This is a genomic window from Pseudomonas sp. 313, from assembly GCF_000316965.1.
GTDB classification, from domain to species: domain Bacteria; phylum Pseudomonadota; class Gammaproteobacteria; order Pseudomonadales; family Pseudomonadaceae; genus Chryseomonas; species Chryseomonas benzopyrenica.
The window spans coordinates 34,587-51,841 of the sequence record NZ_ANBZ01000041.1; the positions used below are offsets into that span (position 1 = coordinate 34,587).

Annotated in this window: 16 protein-coding genes; 8 read left to right on the top strand and 8 right to left on the bottom strand. The window is 65.6% G+C overall.

Annotated features, from left to right (window positions below):
• Positions 1-68 precede the first annotated feature (68 nt).
• Positions 69-1,337 carry a 3-phosphoshikimate 1-carboxyvinyltransferase gene (locus C722_RS0109125; protein ID WP_017640220.1) on the top strand — a complete coding sequence of 423 codons (1,269 nt, stop codon included), beginning with the start codon at positions 69-71 and terminating at the stop codon, positions 1,335-1,337.
• 91 nt (positions 1,338-1,428) lie between these two features.
• Positions 1,429-4,500 carry a hybrid sensor histidine kinase/response regulator gene (locus tag C722_RS24780; RefSeq protein WP_017640221.1) on the top strand — a complete coding sequence of 1,024 codons (3,072 nt, stop codon included), beginning with the start codon at positions 1,429-1,431 and terminating at the stop codon, positions 4,498-4,500.
• On the opposite strand, the gene C722_RS0109135 is transcribed toward C722_RS24780, so the two are convergent.
• The gene (locus C722_RS0109135) at positions 4,463-5,377 is read right to left on the bottom strand and encodes a helix-turn-helix domain-containing protein (RefSeq protein ID WP_017640222.1); all 915 of its coding nucleotides are present in this window, start codon (positions 5,375-5,377) and stop codon (positions 4,463-4,465) included. The genes C722_RS24780 and C722_RS0109135 overlap by 38 nt on opposite strands.
• 114 nt (positions 5,378-5,491) lie before the next feature.
• Here C722_RS0109135 and pobA point away from each other — a divergent pair, with 114 nt between their 5' ends.
• On the top strand, positions 5,492-6,676 hold the full coding sequence (pobA, locus tag C722_RS0109140; protein WP_017640223.1) for a 4-hydroxybenzoate 3-monooxygenase: 1,185 nt from the start codon (positions 5,492-5,494) through the stop codon (positions 6,674-6,676).
• A 78-nt stretch (positions 6,677-6,754) separates the two neighbouring features.
• Positions 6,755-7,531, top strand: a complete 777-nt coding sequence (locus C722_RS0109145; RefSeq protein ID WP_017640224.1) for a TSUP family transporter — start codon at positions 6,755-6,757, stop codon at positions 7,529-7,531.
• On the opposite strand, the gene nudC is transcribed toward C722_RS0109145, so the two are convergent.
• Together nudC and C722_RS24785 are read right to left on the bottom strand one after the other, a co-directional pair.
• Positions 7,499-8,326, bottom strand: coding sequence for an NAD(+) diphosphatase (nudC, locus tag C722_RS0109150; RefSeq protein ID WP_017640225.1), 828 nt, complete (start codon positions 8,324-8,326; stop codon positions 7,499-7,501). The two genes, C722_RS0109145 and nudC, sit on opposite strands and share 33 nt — an antisense overlap.
• On the bottom strand, positions 8,323-9,762 hold the full coding sequence (locus C722_RS24785; RefSeq protein WP_017640226.1) for a hypothetical protein: 1,440 nt from the start codon (positions 9,760-9,762) through the stop codon (positions 8,323-8,325). Before C722_RS24785 ends, nudC begins: the two co-directional genes overlap by 4 nt.
• Positions 9,763-9,799: 37 nt before the next feature.
• On the opposite strand from C722_RS24785, the gene C722_RS27000 reads away from it, so the two are divergent.
• The gene (locus C722_RS27000) at positions 9,800-10,132 is read left to right on the top strand and encodes a hypothetical protein (protein WP_017640227.1); all 333 of its coding nucleotides are present in this window, start codon (positions 9,800-9,802) and stop codon (positions 10,130-10,132) included.
• 327 nt (positions 10,133-10,459) lie between these two features.
• On the opposite strand, the gene dnaQ is transcribed toward C722_RS27000, so the two are convergent.
• Genes dnaQ through C722_RS0109170 form a run of 3 tightly spaced genes read right to left on the bottom strand, consistent with a single transcriptional unit; the run spans position 10,460 to position 12,446 of the window.
• Positions 10,460-11,194: a DNA polymerase III subunit epsilon gene (dnaQ, locus tag C722_RS0109160; protein ID WP_017640228.1), complete on the bottom strand. Its 735-nt coding sequence runs from the start codon at positions 11,192-11,194 to the stop codon at positions 10,460-10,462.
• 18 nt (positions 11,195-11,212) lie between these two features.
• Complete coding sequence (rnhA, locus tag C722_RS0109165; protein WP_017640229.1) at positions 11,213-11,677, bottom strand: ribonuclease HI; 465 nt, start codon at positions 11,675-11,677, stop codon at positions 11,213-11,215.
• Positions 11,670-12,446, bottom strand: coding sequence for a methyltransferase domain-containing protein (locus C722_RS0109170; RefSeq protein ID WP_017640230.1), 777 nt, complete (start codon positions 12,444-12,446; stop codon positions 11,670-11,672). The genes rnhA and C722_RS0109170 overlap by 8 nt, the downstream gene beginning before the upstream one ends.
• 83 nt (positions 12,447-12,529) lie before the next feature.
• On the opposite strand from C722_RS0109170, the gene gloB reads away from it, so the two are divergent.
• The 3 genes from gloB to fabI all read left to right on the top strand — a co-directional run bounded on the left by gloB (position 12,530) and on the right by fabI (position 16,083).
• Positions 12,530-13,309 (top strand): hydroxyacylglutathione hydrolase, encoded by a 780-nt coding sequence (gene gloB, locus C722_RS0109175; protein ID WP_017640231.1) that lies wholly within the window; start codon positions 12,530-12,532, stop codon positions 13,307-13,309.
• Between the two features lie 145 nt (positions 13,310-13,454).
• On the top strand, positions 13,455-15,089 hold the full coding sequence (locus tag C722_RS0109180; RefSeq protein ID WP_026083748.1) for a lytic transglycosylase domain-containing protein: 1,635 nt from the start codon (positions 13,455-13,457) through the stop codon (positions 15,087-15,089).
• A gap of 193 nt (positions 15,090-15,282) precedes the next feature.
• The gene (fabI, locus tag C722_RS0109185; RefSeq protein WP_017640233.1) at positions 15,283-16,083 is read left to right on the top strand and encodes an enoyl-ACP reductase FabI; all 801 of its coding nucleotides are present in this window, start codon (positions 15,283-15,285) and stop codon (positions 16,081-16,083) included.
• Between the two features lie 56 nt (positions 16,084-16,139).
• Here the strand turns inward: fabI and C722_RS0109190 are convergent, their stop codons facing one another.
• On the bottom strand, positions 16,140-17,003 hold the full coding sequence (locus C722_RS0109190; protein ID WP_017640234.1) for a formate/nitrite transporter family protein: 864 nt from the start codon (positions 17,001-17,003) through the stop codon (positions 16,140-16,142).
• Positions 17,003-17,248 (bottom strand): hypothetical protein, encoded by a 246-nt coding sequence (locus tag C722_RS0109195; protein ID WP_017640235.1) that lies wholly within the window; start codon positions 17,246-17,248, stop codon positions 17,003-17,005. Before C722_RS0109195 ends, C722_RS0109190 begins: the two co-directional genes overlap by 1 nt.
• Positions 17,249-17,255: the final 7 nt, after the last annotated feature.

A 17,255-nucleotide genomic window follows, 5' to 3' on the forward strand; every position in this document is an offset into this window, starting at 1 on the left:
GAAATGGCATCATGGCGGCCTTGTTACGATCCGCCGTTTCGGCCGTCGCGAAGTTGCTTGGAGCCCTCATGTCCGCCAGACCCTACATCACCGTTACCCCGCCCAACGTCGCGCTGCATGGTCGGATCGCCCCACCCGGCTCCAAGTCCATCACCAACCGCGCCTTGCTGCTGGCGGCTCTGGCCAAGGGCACCAGTCGCCTGACCGGCGCGCTCAAGAGCGATGACACCCGCCACATGTCCGAGGCCCTGCGGCAGATGGGTGTCACCGTGGACGAGCCCGATGCCACCACCTTCGTGGTGACCAGCTCCGGGCGCCTGCAGCAACCGGCCGCACCGCTGTTTCTCGGCAATGCCGGCACTGCGGTGCGCTTTCTGACCGCCGCGGTCGCCACCGTCGATGGCGCCGTCACCCTGACCGGTGACACCTATATGCAGAAGCGGCCGATCGGTCCCCTGCTGGAGACCCTGAGCGCCAATGGCATCCAGGTAGAGGCGCCGAGCGGCTGTCCGCCGGTGACCGTTACCGGCCAGGGCCGTCTCACCGCGCGCCGCTTCGAGGTGGATGCCGGCCTGTCCAGCCAGTACGTCTCCGCCCTGCTGATGCTGGCCGCGCTGGGCAGCGAACCGGTGGACGTCGCCCTGCGTGGCAGCGACATCGGTGCCCGTGGCTATGTCGACTTGACCGTCGAGGCGATGCGCGCCTTTGGTGCCCAGGTCGAGCAGCTGGACGCCGCCACCTGGCGGGTCGCCCCGACCGGCTACGTCGCACGAGACTACTTCATCGAGCCGGACGCCTCCGCCGCCACCTATCTCTGGGCGGCCCAGGCCCTCACCGGCGGGACCATCGACCTGGGGGTGGCCGACGACGCCTTCACCCAGCCCGATGCCAAGGCTCACGACCACATCGCCGCCTTCCCCCGGCTGCCGGCGGTCATCGACGGTTCGCAGATGCAGGACGCCATCCCTACCCTGGCGGTGCTGGCCGCCTTCAACGAGACGCCCGTGCGCTTCGTAGGCCTGGCCAACCTGCGGGTCAAGGAATGCGACCGGGTCGCGGCGTTGCACGATGGCCTGAACGCCATTCGTGCCGGGCTCGCCAGCGTCGAGGGCGATGACCTGCTGGTGGCGGCGGATCCCGCCCTGGCCGGCACCCGGACCGATGCCGTGATCGAGACCCATGCCGACCACCGGATCGCCATGTGCTTCGCCCTCGCAGGCCTGAAGATAGCCGGTATCCGCATCCTGGACCCCGAATGCGTCGGCAAGACCTATCCTGAGTACTGGAATGCCCTGCGTAGTTTGAACATCCAGTTGAGCGAGGGTATCGAAGCCTAGGCGTTGTCTGAAAAGTGCCTGCGCTCGGCGACTTTTCAGCAAGCCCCAGGAAACGCTCGCCACACGCCCGCTCGCTGAATGGAATCCCCGCATGCCGATCTCTCTGCTCGAACAGCAGGCGCTCCTGCAGTTGACCTCCCATGCCCTGGTCATCACCGACCGCCAGGGCTGCATCGAGCGCTGGAATCGGGGGGCCGAGCTGCTGTGTGGCTGGTCAGCCGGCGAAGCCCAGGGTCAGCGCTTCATCGAGCTGCTGACGGCGGGCCGCGATGCCGCCTTCCTGACCACCGCTCAGCACCAGGCTCTAATTGACGAGCATGGCCAGGGCGCGGGTTGGATCACGGTTCAGGGCGGCACGCCGCGCTGGGTGGAAATCGCCACCACGGCGCTGAAGGACGCCGAAGACACGCTCGGCTTCGTGCACGTCCTGCAGGATCGCACCGAACAACTGGTGGCCGAAGAGCGGGTGCGGCTGGCCCAGGAGGTCGGCCGGGTCGGCACCTTCGAACTGTTGCCGGGGGAAGCCCGGCTGCTGGTGTCCTCGGGCTTTTGCCAGCTCTGGGGCCTCCCGGTTCGACGTAGCTATTCCCTCGACGAACTGGTCCGGCAACTGCATCCCGACGATGTCGCCAGCCTGCGGACCCTCACCGCGACGCCGGGCGACGACGCTCTGGACTATCTCGAATACCGCATCCGCCGCGCCGATACCGGCGAAGAACGCTGGCTCGGTCGGCGCGGCCAGTTGATGGCCAGCCACGGCAGTGATCGCTACCTGGGCGTGTGCTATGACATCACCGAACGCAAGCTCAACGAAGCTGCCATCACCGAGCGTGATATCTGGCTGCAGGAGCTGTACCACGGCATGCGCGAGGGCTTCTACATGGCCCAGGCGATCCGCGATGCCAGTGGCCGAATGGAGGATTTCCGCTTCCTGGAGGTCAATCCGGTCTTCGCCACCCTGACGGGCATTCCCTTGGATCAGGTCCTGGGGCGGACCCTGCGTGCCTCCCTGCCGCAACTGGAAGCCGATCTGCTGCCCGCCTACATCGACTTCATGAATGGCGATGCGGAGTTCATCCAGTTCGACATCCTGCTGCACCTGCAGCATGAACACTGGTACGAGGTGCGCGCCCACAAGCTGCCAGGCGATCGCTTCGCGGTGCTGTTCATCGACATCAGCGGCCATCGCCGCCAGGCCCAGGAGCTGGCCCGCAACGAGGCGCAGCTGCGCGCCATCATCAACTCCATCGACCAGATGGTCTGGGCCACGCGACCCGACGGCCACCACTTCTATTTCAACGATCGCTGGTACGAGTTCACCGGGGTGCCGGAAGGCTCCACGGAGGGCGAAGGCTGGGCGAACGTCTTTCATCCCGACGACCAGGAACGGACCTGGAAGGTCTGGCATCACAGCCTCAGCACCGGCGAGCCCTACCATATCGAATACCGCCTGCGGCACCGCTCGGGGCGCTATCGCTGGGTGCTCGGCCGCGCCCAGCCGGTGCGTGACGCCAAGGGGCGCATCGAACAGTGGTTCGGCACCTGCACCGACATCCAGAGCATCGTCGATGCGCGAGAGGTCCTCACCCGTTCGCGCCAGGAGCTGGAACAGCAGATCGAGCTGCGCACCCGCGAACGCGATCGGATGTGGCGTATCAGCCATGACCTGATGGTGATCTGCCGGGCCGATGGCGAGGTGAAGACCGTGAACAGCGCCGCCGCCCGCCTGCTGGGACGGCGGGAGACCGATCTGGCCAGCGTCCAGCTCACCGAACTGATCCATCCCGACGATCAGCGCCAGGTCTTCGATACCCTGCGCTGCCTGGGCCGCCAGCAGGGCTCGGCGGGCCTCAGGGCGCGGGTGCGTGCCCGCGATGGCAGCTATCGCATCCTCGACTGGACGGCCAGCGCCGAGGACGATCTCATCTACGCCGTGGGGCGTGACGTCACCGAGCAGCAGGAGCTGCAGGAGCAACTGCGCCAGGCGCAGAAGATGGAGGCGGTGGGCCAGCTCACCGGCGGCATCGCGCACGATTTCAACAATCTGCTCACTGGCATTATGGGCAGTCTCGACATGCTGCAGCGGCAGCAGAAAGCCGGGCGCCAGGACAAGTTCGACCAGTATCTGCATTCGGCGCTGACCTCCGCCCAACGCGCGGCTGCCCTCACCCAGCGCCTGCTGGCCTTTTCCCGGCGCCAGGCACTCGATCTGCAGCCCATCCATGTCAACGACTGCGTGCGTTCCATGGAGGAGCTGCTGCTGCGCAGTCTGCGCGGTGACATCGTGCTGGAGCTCGATCTGGATGGGGGTCTCTGGCAGGCATTGACCGATGGGCACCAGCTGGAAAACGCCCTGCTCAACCTGGTCATCAATGCCCGCGATGCCCTGCCCCATGGCGGCAACATCCGCATCGAAACCCACAATGTCTATCTGACCGACAGCGGCAACGGCCTGGATGCCGTGAGCGCGGGCGACTACGTGGCGCTGCTGGTGGCGGACAACGGTACCGGAATGCCGCCCGAGGTCATGGCGCGGGCCTTCGACCCCTTTTTCACCACTAAGCCCATTGGCCAGGGCACCGGTCTCGGGCTGTCGATGATCTATGGCTATGCCAAGCAGTCCAAGGGTCATGTCCGCCTCGACTCCCTGCCGGGCCAGGGCACTACCGTAGGCCTCTATCTGCCCCGCTACCTGGGCGCCGATGTCGAGCCACCCCGGCTGGCCGCTCCCACGGTCACGGCCCAGGGCGCGGGCAAGACGGTACTCGTGGTGGAAGACGAGCCCGTGGTCCGGCAGATGGTGGTGGACCTGCTCAGGGAGCTGGGCTACGCGACCCTGCAGGCCGAAGACGCCCGCGGCGCCCTGCCGCTGCTGGAAAGCGGGCGGCCCATCGACCTGCTGCTGTCCGATGTCGGCTTGCCGGGCATGAATGGCCGCCAGTTGGCCGAGATCGCGCGGCAGCGCCGGCCTGGCCTCAAGGTGCTGTTCGCCACCGGCTATGCCGAAGGGGCGCACCTGGAAGGCTATCTCGACCCCGGCATGACCCTGATCACCAAGCCCTTCAATCTCGACGCCCTGGCCGCACGTGTCGGCGAAACTCTGGCGGCAGCCGATAGCCTGGCCGTCAGCGCTGCGGCTGATCCGCGAGACGCCGATAGTTGAGCGGACTCTGGCCGGTGCCACGGCGGAAGAACCGGGCGAAGTAGGCCGGATCGGCAAAGCCCAGGGCGTCGGCGATCTCGCCTACCGATGCCTGGGTGTAGGTCAGGGTGCGGCGCGCCTCCAGCAGCAGGCGCTGGTGCACGATGGCCAGCGCCGAGGCGCCGGCCAGCTGCCGGCAGAGGCCATTCAGGTGCACTCCCGAGATCCCGAGCGCCGCCGCGTAGCGCCCCAGGCTCCAGTGCTCGCGATAATGCTGCTCCACCAGCGCCAGGAAGCGTCCCAGGTGTTGTTCGGCGCGCCGTGGCAGGGTCGCGCCCTGTTCCTGGCGATGCTGCCGCAGCAGCCAGATCGCCAGGCTGTCGAGCAAGGCTTCGAGTACCACCTCACGCCCCGGCTTGTGCCCTTCGTACTCGGCGACGAGCTGGCCGACCAACTGATCGATCCAGGTGGCATCCGGCCCGGTCAGGGCCAGGCACTCGGCCCCGAGGAACAGCCCCTGCCCGGCTCTCTGGCAGCGCTGCTTCAGGCGCTCCAGCTGGGGCACCGGCAGGGTGATCACGAAGCCCTCCACCGAGGGCTCGAATTCGAAGGCATGGACGCACAGCACCGGCAGCACCACCAGCAGCGGTCCGCGCCTTTCTCCCTGCCAGTCTTCCAGTTGCAGACGCACCCCGCCCTGGCGCACATAGAGCAGTTGCGCGAGATCCGCATGGCGATGGGTTTCGATATGCCAGGCATGCAGCCGACTGCGGCTCTCGATGGTTTCGCAGTGCAGCAGGTCCGGCGCCGGCCAGGCCTGGGCCTCGCCATACAGCTTGAAGATGGGTGGCAAGGCAGTGGTCATCGACAGTCCCTGGGCGATAGCCGCACGAATCATTGAAAAGTACCAGAAAGTATCGGAAAGGTCGCTGCCGATACCGGCGAAAACCGTCCAAAAATACCGGAGCCCCATAACAAAACGGCGATCACGCCAGACAAAAGGACAGACTCCATGCGCACCCAAGTCGTCATCATCGGCGCGGGCCCCTCCGGGCTGCTGCTGGGCCAGCTGCTCACCCGCTCGGGTATCGACAATGTCATCGTCGAGCGCCAGAGCGCCGACCACGTACTCAGTCGGATCCGTGCCGGCGTGCTCGAACAGGGCACGGTCGATCTGCTGCGCCAGGCCGGCGTCGCCGAGCGGCTGGAACAGGAAGGCCAGGTGCATGAAGGCGTAGAGTTCGCCATCCACGGCCAGCGCGAGCGCCTGGATCTGAACGATCTGCTGGGCGGACGCTGCGTCACCGTCTATGGCCAGACCGAGGTGACCCGCGATCTGATGGCCGCCCGCCAGGCCAGCGGCGCCCCTACCTTCTACCAGGCCAGCGAGGTCCAGCCCCACGAACTCAAGGGCGAGCGCCCCTATGTCACCTGCCAGGTCGCCGGTGAAACCCTGCGCATCGATTGCGACTACATCGCCGGCTGCGACGGTTTCCACGGTGTCTCGCGCCGCAGCATCCCCGACGGCGTACTCACCGAATACGAGCGGGTCTACCCTTTCGGCTGGCTGGGTCTGCTGAGCGATACGCCGCCCGCCGCCGATGAACTTATCTACGTCAATCACCCGCGTGGCTTCGCCCTGTGCAGCATGAGATCGGCGACTCGCAGCCGCTACTACCTGCAGGTGGAAGCCGGGGATTCGGTGGAGAACTGGTCGGACGAGCGCTTCTGGGAAGAGCTCAAGGCGCGCCTGCCGGCCGAGACGGCGGCCCAGCTGGTGACCGGCCCCTCGCTGGAAAAGAGCATCGCCCCACTGCGCAGCTATGTGGTCGAACCCATGCAGTACGGCCGGCTGTTCCTGGTCGGCGATGCCGCCCATATCGTCCCGCCCACCGGTGCCAAGGGGCTCAACCTGGCCCTGGGCGACGTGCGCAATCTGCACCTGCTGCTGGAACGCGCCTATCGCAGCGGCGATGCCAGCTGCCTCGAACGCTACTCGGCGCTCTGCCTGAAGCGGATCTGGGCGGCAGTGCGCTTCTCCTGGTGGATGACCACCGCCCTGCACCGCTTTCCAGATACCGATGCCTTCACCCAGCGGGTGCAGGACGCCGAACTCCAGGCACTGCTCGATTCCAGAGCGGGTCGCACGACCCTTGCAGAAAACTACGTCGGATTGCCCTTCCCCGCACTGGATTGATCGGGATCGCCCGCAGGTGGTGACGGCTGCGCGTCTGATGCATGATGGCGCCCCCGTTCCACCTGGCGCCCTACCCCCATGCTCGAATTCGCCCTGGACCCCATGACCCTGACGCTGCTGGCGGGGGTCGCCTTCCTGGCCGGCTACATCGACGCCATCGCCGGCGGCGGTGGCCTGCTCACGGTGCCCGCCCTGCTGATGGCCGGCGTGCCGCCCCACCTGGCGATCGGCACCAACAAGCTCAGCTCCACCTTTGGCAGCGCCACCGCTGCCTATACCTTCTACCGCCGCAAGCTGTTCCATCCCCGCCAGTGGCGGCATGCCCTGGTGGCTACCGCCATCGGCGCGGGGATCGGCGCCCTGGTTGCCCACCATCTCTCCGCGGACTTCCTCAACCAGCTGCTGCCGGTGGTGGTGTTCAGCTGCGCCCTCTATCTGTTATTCGGCGGCACGCCCAAGGCACCGGTGCTCAGCGATGCGCCCGTGCCGCAACGGCGCCAATGGCCCCAGGGCCTGACGCTGGGCGCCTACGACGGCCTGTTCGGACCAGGCACGGGCGCCTTCTGGACGGTCAGCAGCCTGCTGCTCTACCCCCTGGACCTGCTCAAGGCCAGTGGCGTGGCGCGCACCATGAATTTCGTCAGCAATGGGGTCGCCCTGGTGATGTTCATCGCCCTGGGGCAGGTGCTGTGGGTGCTGGGCCTGACCATGGGTCTGTCGCTGACCCTGGGGGCCTACCTGGGCGCGCGCAGCGCCATCGCCGGCGGTGCCAAGTTCATCCGCCCGGTGTTCATCTGCGTCGTGCTGGCGCTGACCGTCAAGCTAATCTGGCAGCACTGGTTCAGCGCCGCCTAGCCGCTCGACCCGATAGCGATCGATCAGAAAGCGCGAGATGGAAAAGGCCGGCGGCAGCGTCGGCAACTCGCGCAGGTGGAACCAGCGGGCATCTTCGATTTCATCCGGTTGGCACCGGATGTCGCCGCCCAGGTAATCGACGTGATAACCCAGCATCAGGGAATGCGGATAGGGCCAGTTCTGGCTGCCCTGGTAGCGCAGGTTGGTGACCGAGACGCCCACCTCTTCCATGATCTCCCGGTGTACGCAGGCCTCCGCCGACTCGCCCGGTTCGACGAAGCCGGCCAGAGTGCTGAAGACCCCGGGCGCGAAGCGGGGCGACCGCGCCAGTAGCACCTCATCACCGCGCGTGATCAGGGCGATCATGCTCGGCGACAGCCGTGGATACTGGGTGAGCTGGCAATTCGGACATTTGAGGCCGCGCTGGCCATCGAGGGCGAAGGTACGAGTACCGCACTGCCCGCAAAAGCGATGCTGCCGCGCCCAGGTGCCGATCTGATTGGCGTAGCCCAGCAACTTGAACAGCGCATGAGGCGACTGCAGCATCAGCGGCCGCAGCGGCTGCCAGACGCAGCCTTCGACGTCCGCCGGCGTATCCACTTCGAGCAGAGTGACCGGCTGGGCCTGCCACTGACCCAGACCATGGTGCTCACCTGCGAACCCCTGGACGCGCGGATCGTCCGGGGCGAAGAGCACCTCCGCCCCCGCGGTCAGAAACGCCTGACCGCTATGCACGACCAGCCAACCGCCGGCGGGTTGGGCGGTCTGGAACCAGCCAGGTTGCCAGAGACTCATGCCGCGGCCGAGGTCCAGCCCAGGGCGCGAATGCTTTGCGCCGCGATATCGAGGATTTCCGGGGTGCCGTCCTGACCCTCGGTGCCACCGCTTTCGACAAAGAACTCGATGCTGCTGAGAGCGTCCGCCAGCACCTCGAGTGTCGCCGGCTCGCAGGCCTGGCCACCTTCGATCAGGCAGCGCTGGATATAGCCGGTGCAGGCACGGACCAGTTCAGCGGCGCGGGGATTGCCCAGGAAGAACAGCGCGCCGCGGACGGTATCCAGCAGCGCCGGCACGGTGGCCAGGTGCAGGGTATCGCCCCGCGAATCGAGAAAGGCGCCAATGGCGCGCTTGGCATCGGTCAGGCCCTTGTAGGCTTCCCGGTGCAGTAGCGCCTGGGCCTCGCCCAACTGGTAGTTGGCGACGCTGAGCTGGACGCCTTCGGCTTCCAGCGGCACGTCGATCAGCGAGCCTTGCCCTTCGGGCTGGCCCAGCAGGCTTTCCACCAGCAACAGGGCATCGGCCAGCGGTGCGAGATCTTCGAGCACGAGCGGCTTGTCGCGTAATTGAGAGATGTTCGGCAGGCACTGCTGCAGCACCTGACCGGCATTCTCCTGCCCGACCATTTCCAGGGTCTTGCCCAATAGGCCAACCTGGACATACAGCCGGGAGAAATTATCGGAGCGCGGCAGGCGATGCTGCTCGGCGCCCGTGCGCAGCTCGGCCTCGATGAGGTCGATCAGATCCTTGACCGTTTCCACCTCTTCGCGGATAGCGGCCGACAGCGAATGCATCACGCCATGGCCCGGACCGGCGAGACGCTTCTTGCCGGCTTCGAGCTGAGCATCGGTGAATCCGAGGCGCTCGAAGCCGTAGGCGTTCATGACCTCCTGCGGATGGGCGCCCTCGACACCAGCCAACGCCAGGAGATAGAGGAGTTCCTTGAGGGTGCTACGCGCCGGCTCGTGCAGGTCGTTACCCAGCATCTGACGTAATTCGCGATCGACCCGGGCGAACAGCTGCTTGCGTTCACGGGTGGCGGTCAGGCGACCCTGGGCGAAGCCTTCGACCGTGGCCGCGGCAACCCACGGCAGGTAGCCGCCGACATGATCGTGCAGCAACGCGGCGGAGCGCTCCAGCGCTCTCGCCATCAGTCTAAGGCTGGCCGCACCGTTGACGTCACGCAGAAAGCCCAGCAGGCCGATCTGGTAGGTTTGACGCATTCGGCGCGCCTGGGCCTGGCGCTCGCGCAAGCCCAGGCGCGTGGTCGCGCTGATCAGGGGGCGTTGGTCGAGACGGACGCTGAAGAAGTAGCTTTCCGGAAGTTCTGGCTCGCCGCCCGCCAGGCGCAGGGCATTGATCGCCGGCAGCAACAGTTCGGGCATCTCGTCCTGGCCGCTGCGCAGCTGTTCGAGATAGCGGCGCAGCACATGCAACCCACGACAGATCGCCATCAGGTGCTCGTCGTGTTCGGGACCGGCACCCGCAGGGATGTCGTTGGCGATCTGCAGGGATGTCGTTGGCGATCTGCAGGGTCTGGTGGGCGAGCAACTGGGCGCCTGCCAGTTCGATCAGCGTCAAGGCGCCGCGAATCTGGCCAAGACTCTCGACCGCACGCTGCAACAGGCTGCTGCAGTGCCGCTCGACGATGAAGCGTTCAAGATGGGATTCAGCTTCCTCGATGGTCGCGAACAGCTGTTCGCGGACCAAGCTCAAAGCTCTTGCTCCGGTCACCATGGTGCCTTACGCCTCCTGCGCCATTACAACCTCGCCAACGCCATTTTAAAACGGGAAGAAAGGCTTGCTATTCCAACTGGAGCCTAGGTACCTGCGTCTTCCTGACCGGGCCACCCTCATCATTCCAGGCGGACGGGGATCTGACCTCTCGCCACGCCAGGGAACCTTGCTCTGGAACGCTAGACCTGTAAATCCACAAAAGCGAAGCGATAATTCCGAATCGTCATACGAGTTCGCGGGAGAAATAAAGTTCCGCGCAATTCGAAATTCGAGGCTTCATGCGGGCTCAAATGACCAGCCTGCAGCATCTTAGTTGAACGATAGCTGAAAATTGTGAGGTCTTTCAGCTTATTCAGACGAACGCGGACGCCCGGTCAGGGGCCGACCGGGCGCTTGGGAGAAGGGAGGAAGGCGTTATTCGGTTCCGGCGCCCGCCAGCCAGAGCGGGGTTCGGCCACAGCTCTTCTCGATGGCCGCCATGCGCGCCGCATGGGCATCGAGGTCGGTGCTGGTCGCACTGATCACCCGGGTCCGCGGGCGCTCGGCCGGCAGGCGCCTGATCGGCATGACGTAGTTGCCATCGCCGTTGCCTTCCTGGCCGTGGGCCGCCAGCGACAGGCTGGTCTGGCCACCGGTCATGGCCAGGTAGACGTCCGCGAGGATCTCGGCGTCCAGCAAGGCGCCGTGCAACTCACGGTTGGAGTTGTCTACGCCGTAGCGCTTGCAGAGCGCATCCAGACTGTTGCGCTGACCGGGGTGCCGACCGCGCGCCATGACCAGGGTGTCGAGCACCGAGCAGTGCTGGGTGATGTCGGCGCGCTCGGGATGGACACCCAGCCGGGCGAACTCCATGTTGATGAAGCCCACGTCGAAGGGCGCGTTGTGGATGACCAGTTCGGCGCCTTCGATGAATTCGAAGAAGCTGTCGGCGATTTCGGCGAAGCGCGGCTTGTCGGCGACATATTCATCGGTGATGCCGTGGACCGCGATGGCACCTTCGTCGATCTGCCGATCCGGATTGAGATAGACATGGAAATGCCGCCCGGTCAGTCGCCGGCCGATGACTTCCACCCCACCGATCTCGATGATCCGATGGCCATCGGTCACCGGCATGCCGGTGGTTTCGGTATCCAGAACTACATATCTCATCGCTAACCTCTTGGCTGGTTACGCCTTGGCGGCCTGCTTGGCCTGCCGGACTTCATCGACACCGCGGTTGGCCAACTGGTCGGCCCGCTCGTTCTCGGGATGGCCGGTATGGCCACGCACCCAGCGCCACTCCACCTGATGGCGCTGCACCTGCTCATCCAGGGCCTGCCAGAGCTCGGCATTCTTCACTGGCTGTTTGGCGGCGGTCTGCCAGCCGCGCTTCTTCCAGTTCACCAGCCATTGGGTGATGCCCTTCATCACGTACTCGGAGTCGGTGGTCAGGCGGATCTGGCAGGGGCGCTTGAGCGCCGCCAGGGCCTGGATGGCCGCCATCAGCTCCATGCGATTGTTGGTGGTGTTGGCTTCGCCGCCCCAGAGCTCGCGCTCCGCACCCTTGAATTTCAGCAGGGCACCCCAGCCACCGGGGCCGGGATTGCCCTTGCAGGCGCCGTCGGTAAAGACCTCGACGATGTCGTCACTCATTGGATTCACTCGATTCGCGGCGGCTGATCTTGGCCACCGGCATGGGCACCAGCTTGCCACGCGGTTCCTTGCGCGCCTGGGGCACCGGACGCAGGCCGAACATCAGCTTGCGCGCCGAGAGCAAATAGAAACCCGCACCCGCTGCCTGTTCGCAGTTGGGTTCGGCTTCGCCCTGCTCCATCCAGGCCAGCCGCTGTTGCCACTTGGGGGATGAAAGCGGCGGACGATAACACCCGAAGCGCCGTTTCTCCAGCGCGAAGCCCAGCACCGACAGCCAGTCGCCGACCCGACTGGGGCCGAAACAGCGGGCCTTGCGCAGTGCATCCCGGGCCAGGTAATGACGCACGCCCCAAAGGCTCCAGGGATTGATGCCCACTACGACCAGATGGCCGCCGGGCCGGACGCTCAACGCCGCTTCGCGCAGCAGCCGGTGGGGCGCCAGGGAGAAATCCAGGCCATGCTGCAGCAGGACCACGTCGGCCGCATGTTCACTCAGCGGCCAGGCGCCTTCCTCACAGACGATGTCGACATCGCCCAGCGGCGGCCCGATGCGCACCGCGTGCCTGAGCTGACCGCAATTGGCCGGTGCCGTGGGGTGCGGACCGTAATGAACGAGGTAGCTGCCGAAATGGCGCTTGAGTTCTTCGTCGATCAGCACCCGCTCCTGCTCCAGCAGCAACTGGCCCAAGGGGCCTGCCAGCCACTCCCGCGCCGAAGTCATCAACTTCAGCCAGCGCGGATCGACCTGGGCGGAGAATTCATCGTGCATCGTCTGGTCCTCTCATATTGAAGCCTATGCCCTACCACCCACTGCTACCCTAGCGGCCTGCAGTCCGACCCGAGAGCTCATCCATGTTCGACATACTTCCGCTGCCCGCCTTCAACGATAACTACATCTGGCTGATCAAGGACGCGGCGACAAGACAGGCGGTCGTGGTCGATCCCGGCGATGCCGCGCCCGTACTCGCCTGGCTCGACGCGAATCCCGACTGGCGCCTGACCGATATCCTGATCACCCATCATCATAACGACCATACCGGCGGCATCGCCGCGCTCAAGCAGCGTAGCGGCGCCCGGGTGAGCGCGCCGGCCGACGAGCGCATCGCCGCGGTCGACCTGCCCCTGGCCGACGGCCAGCGGCTGGAAGTCCTGGGGATCGCGTTCGAGGTGCTGCGCGTGCCCGGCCATACCGCCGGCCACATCGCCTTTTATGTGGCTGGCGAACGGCCCCTGCTGTTCAGCGGCGATACCCTGTTCTCGGCGGGCTGTGGTCGGCTCTTCGAAGGCACGCCCAGCCAGATGCTGGCCTCCCTGCAGCGCCTGGCCAGCCTGCCGGACGCCACCGAAATCTATTGCGGCCACGAATACACCCTGAGCAACCTGCGCTTCGCCCAGGCCGTGGAACCGGAGAATGCCACGGTCCAACAGGCCCTGGCCGAGACCCAGCGGTTGCGGGAGGCCCAGCGGCCTACCCTGCCCTCCACCCTGGGGCGCGAGCGCCGCATCAATCCCTTTCTGCGCACGGCCGAAAACGGCGTGCGCCAACGCCTGCAGGAGGAGCGCGGAGTGGCTGCGGAGGCGTCGGAGGATACCTATTTCGCCGCCCTGAGAGGCTGGAAGGACACGTTCTGACACCTATTGCCCAGGTCCCGTCACCACGCCGGAACGCGCGGTTTTCGGTCGTCGTACAGGTCACAGGCCAAGGGGTTGTTCCTTGACCCCCCGGGATGCGGTTCCTAGAATCGCCCATCCTCCAGCTCCCGGAAAGCCCAGACCAATGCCGCCAGCGACGCCGAAAACCCGCGAACTAGACGTGCTGGCCACCTCTTTCAAAGTCTCGGCGCTTTGCCTCGCGGTCGTTCTCGCCGGCTGTCAAAGCAACTCGCAGCCGGAGAATCGCGCCTATCAGGCCGATCTGCACATGACACAAAGCAAGATGCAGCGTCCCCCGGAATGGCTGCGCAAGGCGCCGACCGCAGCGGCTACCAGCGGCGACATCTGGGACCGGGTGCGCGACGGCTATCAGCTCCAGGGCGCAGGCGACAACGGTACCAATCCGCGGATCGATCGCCAGCGCCTCTGGTATGCGAGCCATGAAGCCGCCCTCGCCCAATCCTGCAGCCGCGGCGCGCCCTACCTGCACTACATCGTCGAGCGCCTCGAAGAGCGCAACATGCCGCTGGAACTGGCCCTGCTACCGGTGGTGGAAAGCTCCTTCAATCCCAATGCCCTCTCGCGCAGTGCGGCCTCCGGTCTATGGCAGTTCATTCCCACTACCGGCAAGTATTTCAATCTGCGCCAGACCCGCTTCTATGACGGTCGCCGCGACATCACCGCCTCGACCAATGCCGCCCTGGACTACCTGAGCAAGCTGCATGACATGTTCGGTGGCGACTGGCTGCTGGCCCTGGCCGCCTACAATGCCGGCGAAGGCACGGTCGGTCGTGCCATCGAACGCAACCAGTCACTGGGTCTGCCGACCGACTACTGGAACCTGTCCTCTCTGCCGCCGGAGACCCAGGACTACGTACCCAAGCTGCTCGCCGTTTCCCAGATCGTGCGCAATCCGGACGCCTACGGCCTGGCCCTGGAGTCCATCCCGAACGAGCCCTACTTCGAAGTGGTGGACATCAAGCAGCACCTGGACCTGGCCCGGGTCGCGGAACTGGCGGACCTGGACGCCAACGAACTCTATCGCCTGAATCCCGCCTACACGCAGCGCGTGACCATGGACGGCCCCAAGCACCTGCTGGTGCCGGCGGAAAAGGCCCAGCGCCTGGTCGCGACCCTGCCCGACATCGCCCCCGAGGCTGTGGTGCAGTGGCAGGAATACCGGGTTCGCCGCGGCGATACCCTGCGCAGCGTCGCCAAGCGCAATCGCGTGAGCGTCGAGCAACTCGTCGCCCTCAACAAGCTCAGTGGCAGCAGCCGCCTGGCCGCTGGCCGGGAATTGCTGATCCCACGGCGCGAGACCGGCAAGACCACCACGCCCCTGGAAACCATCGCCGTGGCCGAAGAGCCCGTGGTACGGACCTACAAGGTGCGCACCGGCGACAGCCTCTGGTCCATCGCCCGGGCCAACGAGGTGGAGCTGGGCGATCTCAAGCGCTGGAACGATCTCGGCAAACGCGGCCTCAAGGTCGGTGAGACCCTGAAGCTGCACGGTACCGGCAGCGGCACCGCCACGGCCGTGGCGATGCCGGCCTCCTATACCGTCAAGGCCACCCAGGCAGCTGTCAAGACGACCAAGAACGCCAAGGCCGCGCCCACCTACTACCGGGTCAAGGCGGGCGATTCGCTCTACCAGATCGCCAAGCGCTACAACATCGGCGTGCAGGCGCTGCAGGACTGGAATCCACGCGTGGCCTCCGCCCTGACCCCCGGCCAGACCCTGACGCTGTTCCTCAACTGAGGCGCGACCGCTCACCGCAGCGGTCAACCAGCGCTTTTGTCCCGGGTATCGACCTGCTACCTTACCGCCCCACCCGTGCCTGACCCCTAGCGGAGCCAGGCCAGATCTCGCTCTGACCTGCGCAGAGCCATGCCCAACCCGGACCTCAGCCCTTGGCGGCTGCCCGGGATTCAACACAGAAGAGGAAAAAACCATGGGATTTCTCGCCGGTAAGCGCGTTCTCATCGTCGGCGTCGCCAGCAAGCTGTCCATCGCCTCCGGCATCGCCGCCGCCATGCACCGCGAAGGCGCCGAGCTGGCCTTCACCTACCAGAACGAGAAGCTCAAGGGTCGCGTCGAAGAATTTGCCGCGGGCTGGGGTTCCAATCCCGAGCTGTGCTTCCCCTGCGATGTCGCCGATGACGCCCAGATCGAAGCCGTGTTCACCGAGCTGGCGAAGAAGTGGGACGGTCTGGACTGCATCGTTCACTCGGTCGGCTTCGCCCCCGGTGACCAGCTGGACGGCGACTTCACCGCGGTGACCACCCGTGACGGCTTCAAGATCGCCCATGACATCAGCGCCTACAGCTTCGTCGCCCTGGCCAAGGCCGGTCGCGAGATGATGCGTGGCCGCAACGGCAGCCTGCTGACCCTGTCCTACCTGGGCGCCGAGCGCACCATGCCCAACTACAACGTCATGGGCATGGCTAAGGCCAGTCTGGAGGCCGGTGTCCGCTACCTGGCCGGCAGCCTCGGCCCGGAAGGCACCCGCGTCAACGCCGTGTCCGCCGGTCCGATCCGCACCCTGGCCGCCTCGGGCATCAAGAGCTTCCGCAAGATGCTGGCCGCCAACGAGCGTCAGACGCCCCTGCGCCGCAACGTGACCATCGACGAAGTCGGCAACGCCGGCGCCTTCCTCTGCTCCGACCTGGCGTCGGGCATCAGCGGCGAGATCCTCTATGTCGACGGTGGCTTCAACACCACCGCCATGGGTCAGCTCAACGACGACGAGTGATCGAAGCAGCTACCTGATCACCGCGAAGGGCCGGCAATTTGCCGGCCCTTTCGCTTTCAGGTGTCGCTGCGCACCTGGGCATGGCTGATCAGCGCAAAGATCAGACTGCCCCCGACGATGTTGCCCGCCAGGGTGGGCCCAGCAAAGGTCAGCCAGAAGTCGCCCCAACTCGCCTCCCCGGCGAACACCAGATAGGCCACCTCCAGGCTACCCACCACGATGTGGGTAAAGTCGCCCAGAGCCATCAGGTAGGTGATGAGCACGATGATCCAGATTCTGGCGTGCTCCGCAGCCGGCAGCATCCAGACCATGGTGGCGATCATCCAGCCGGATATGATGCCCTTGGCGAACATCGCCGAGGCATCGTTTTCCATCACCTTGGTTCCTATCTCCAAGAATTTCGCGTCGGCCTTGGCATCGAACAGCGGCAGATGGAGGATCACATAGGCGACCAGGATGGTCCCGAGGAGATTACCCACCAGTACCACCCCCCACAGCCGGCCCAGGCGACCGAAGTTATGCAGGGTGGGTTCGCTCATCACCGGCAGCACCGCCGTCAGGGTGTTTTCGGTGAACAGTTGCTGACGAGCCAGGATTACCGCCAGGAAGCCGGCCGAATAGCCAAAGCTGGCGATGACCTTGCTGTAGCCGCCCTCGGGCAGATTGGCGTTGAGCAGCCCCATCGCCATCAGCGAAAGCCCCATGGTCAGGCCGGCGGCCAGCGCCGACCAGAACAACGCCGCGATGGTCCGTTCCAATTCGTGATCACCCTGGGTGCGGATGATCTCGTGGAGCACCACGGCGCGTGGCAACTGGTTCTCGTCGACGTCCTCTTCTTCTTCGCGACTCAGCTCCGGGTCATCCGGCGTGGACTCCTGGCTCTGTCGCGGTTCTTCGTCCCGCTCCTGGTCTCTCTTCATCAGACGGCCTGCTCGTCCCAGAGGAGTTCATCGTCGTCGCCGATCTCCGTCACGCGATTGAGCGCGGCATCGGCGGCCTCCTCCGCTTCAGAGGCGAGATCGAAATGACGCTCCGTCGCGACCTTGTGAAAGGTCGGATGGGCATCTTCGCGCCGTGCCTTGACGGCGATGACCGCTTCAAAACCCTGTTCAGCCGGAACGGCGGACGAGATCGCTTCGTGATGAGTGAAATGCTTGATGGCCATGGACGCC

What these genes read in the sequence shown, in the direction of transcription:
- C722_RS0109125 (WP_017640220.1), top strand. Translation starts at nt 69, where the DNA reads ATGTCCGCCAGACCCTACATCACCGTTACCCCGCCCAACGTCGCGCTG.
- C722_RS24780 (WP_017640221.1), top strand. Translation starts at nt 1,429, where the DNA reads ATGCCGATCTCTCTGCTCGAACAGCAGGCGCTCCTGCAGTTGACCTCC.
- C722_RS0109135 (WP_017640222.1), bottom strand. Translation starts at nt 5,377, where the DNA reads ATGATTCGTGCGGCTATCGCCCAGGGACTGTCGATGACCACTGCCTTG.
- pobA (WP_017640223.1), top strand. Translation starts at nt 5,492, where the DNA reads ATGCGCACCCAAGTCGTCATCATCGGCGCGGGCCCCTCCGGGCTGCTG.
- C722_RS0109145 (WP_017640224.1), top strand. Translation starts at nt 6,755, where the DNA reads ATGCTCGAATTCGCCCTGGACCCCATGACCCTGACGCTGCTGGCGGGG.
- nudC (WP_017640225.1), bottom strand. Translation starts at nt 8,326, where the DNA reads ATGAGTCTCTGGCAACCTGGCTGGTTCCAGACCGCCCAACCCGCCGGC.
- C722_RS24785 (WP_017640226.1), bottom strand. Translation starts at nt 9,762, where the DNA reads ATGGCGATCTGTCGTGGGTTGCATGTGCTGCGCCGCTATCTCGAACAG.
- C722_RS27000 (WP_017640227.1), top strand. Translation starts at nt 9,800, where the DNA reads ATGTCGTTGGCGATCTGCAGGGATGTCGTTGGCGATCTGCAGGGTCTG.
- dnaQ (WP_017640228.1), bottom strand. Translation starts at nt 11,194, where the DNA reads ATGAGATATGTAGTTCTGGATACCGAAACCACCGGCATGCCGGTGACC.
- rnhA (WP_017640229.1), bottom strand. Translation starts at nt 11,677, where the DNA reads ATGAGTGACGACATCGTCGAGGTCTTTACCGACGGCGCCTGCAAGGGC.
- C722_RS0109170 (WP_017640230.1), bottom strand. Translation starts at nt 12,446, where the DNA reads ATGCACGATGAATTCTCCGCCCAGGTCGATCCGCGCTGGCTGAAGTTG.
- gloB (WP_017640231.1), top strand. Translation starts at nt 12,530, where the DNA reads ATGTTCGACATACTTCCGCTGCCCGCCTTCAACGATAACTACATCTGG.
- C722_RS0109180 (WP_026083748.1), top strand. Translation starts at nt 13,455, where the DNA reads ATGCCGCCAGCGACGCCGAAAACCCGCGAACTAGACGTGCTGGCCACC.
- fabI (WP_017640233.1), top strand. Translation starts at nt 15,283, where the DNA reads ATGGGATTTCTCGCCGGTAAGCGCGTTCTCATCGTCGGCGTCGCCAGC.
- C722_RS0109190 (WP_017640234.1), bottom strand. Translation starts at nt 17,003, where the DNA reads ATGAAGAGAGACCAGGAGCGGGACGAAGAACCGCGACAGAGCCAGGAG.
- C722_RS0109195 (WP_017640235.1), bottom strand. Translation starts at nt 17,248, where the DNA reads ATGGCCATCAAGCATTTCACTCATCACGAAGCGATCTCGTCCGCCGTT.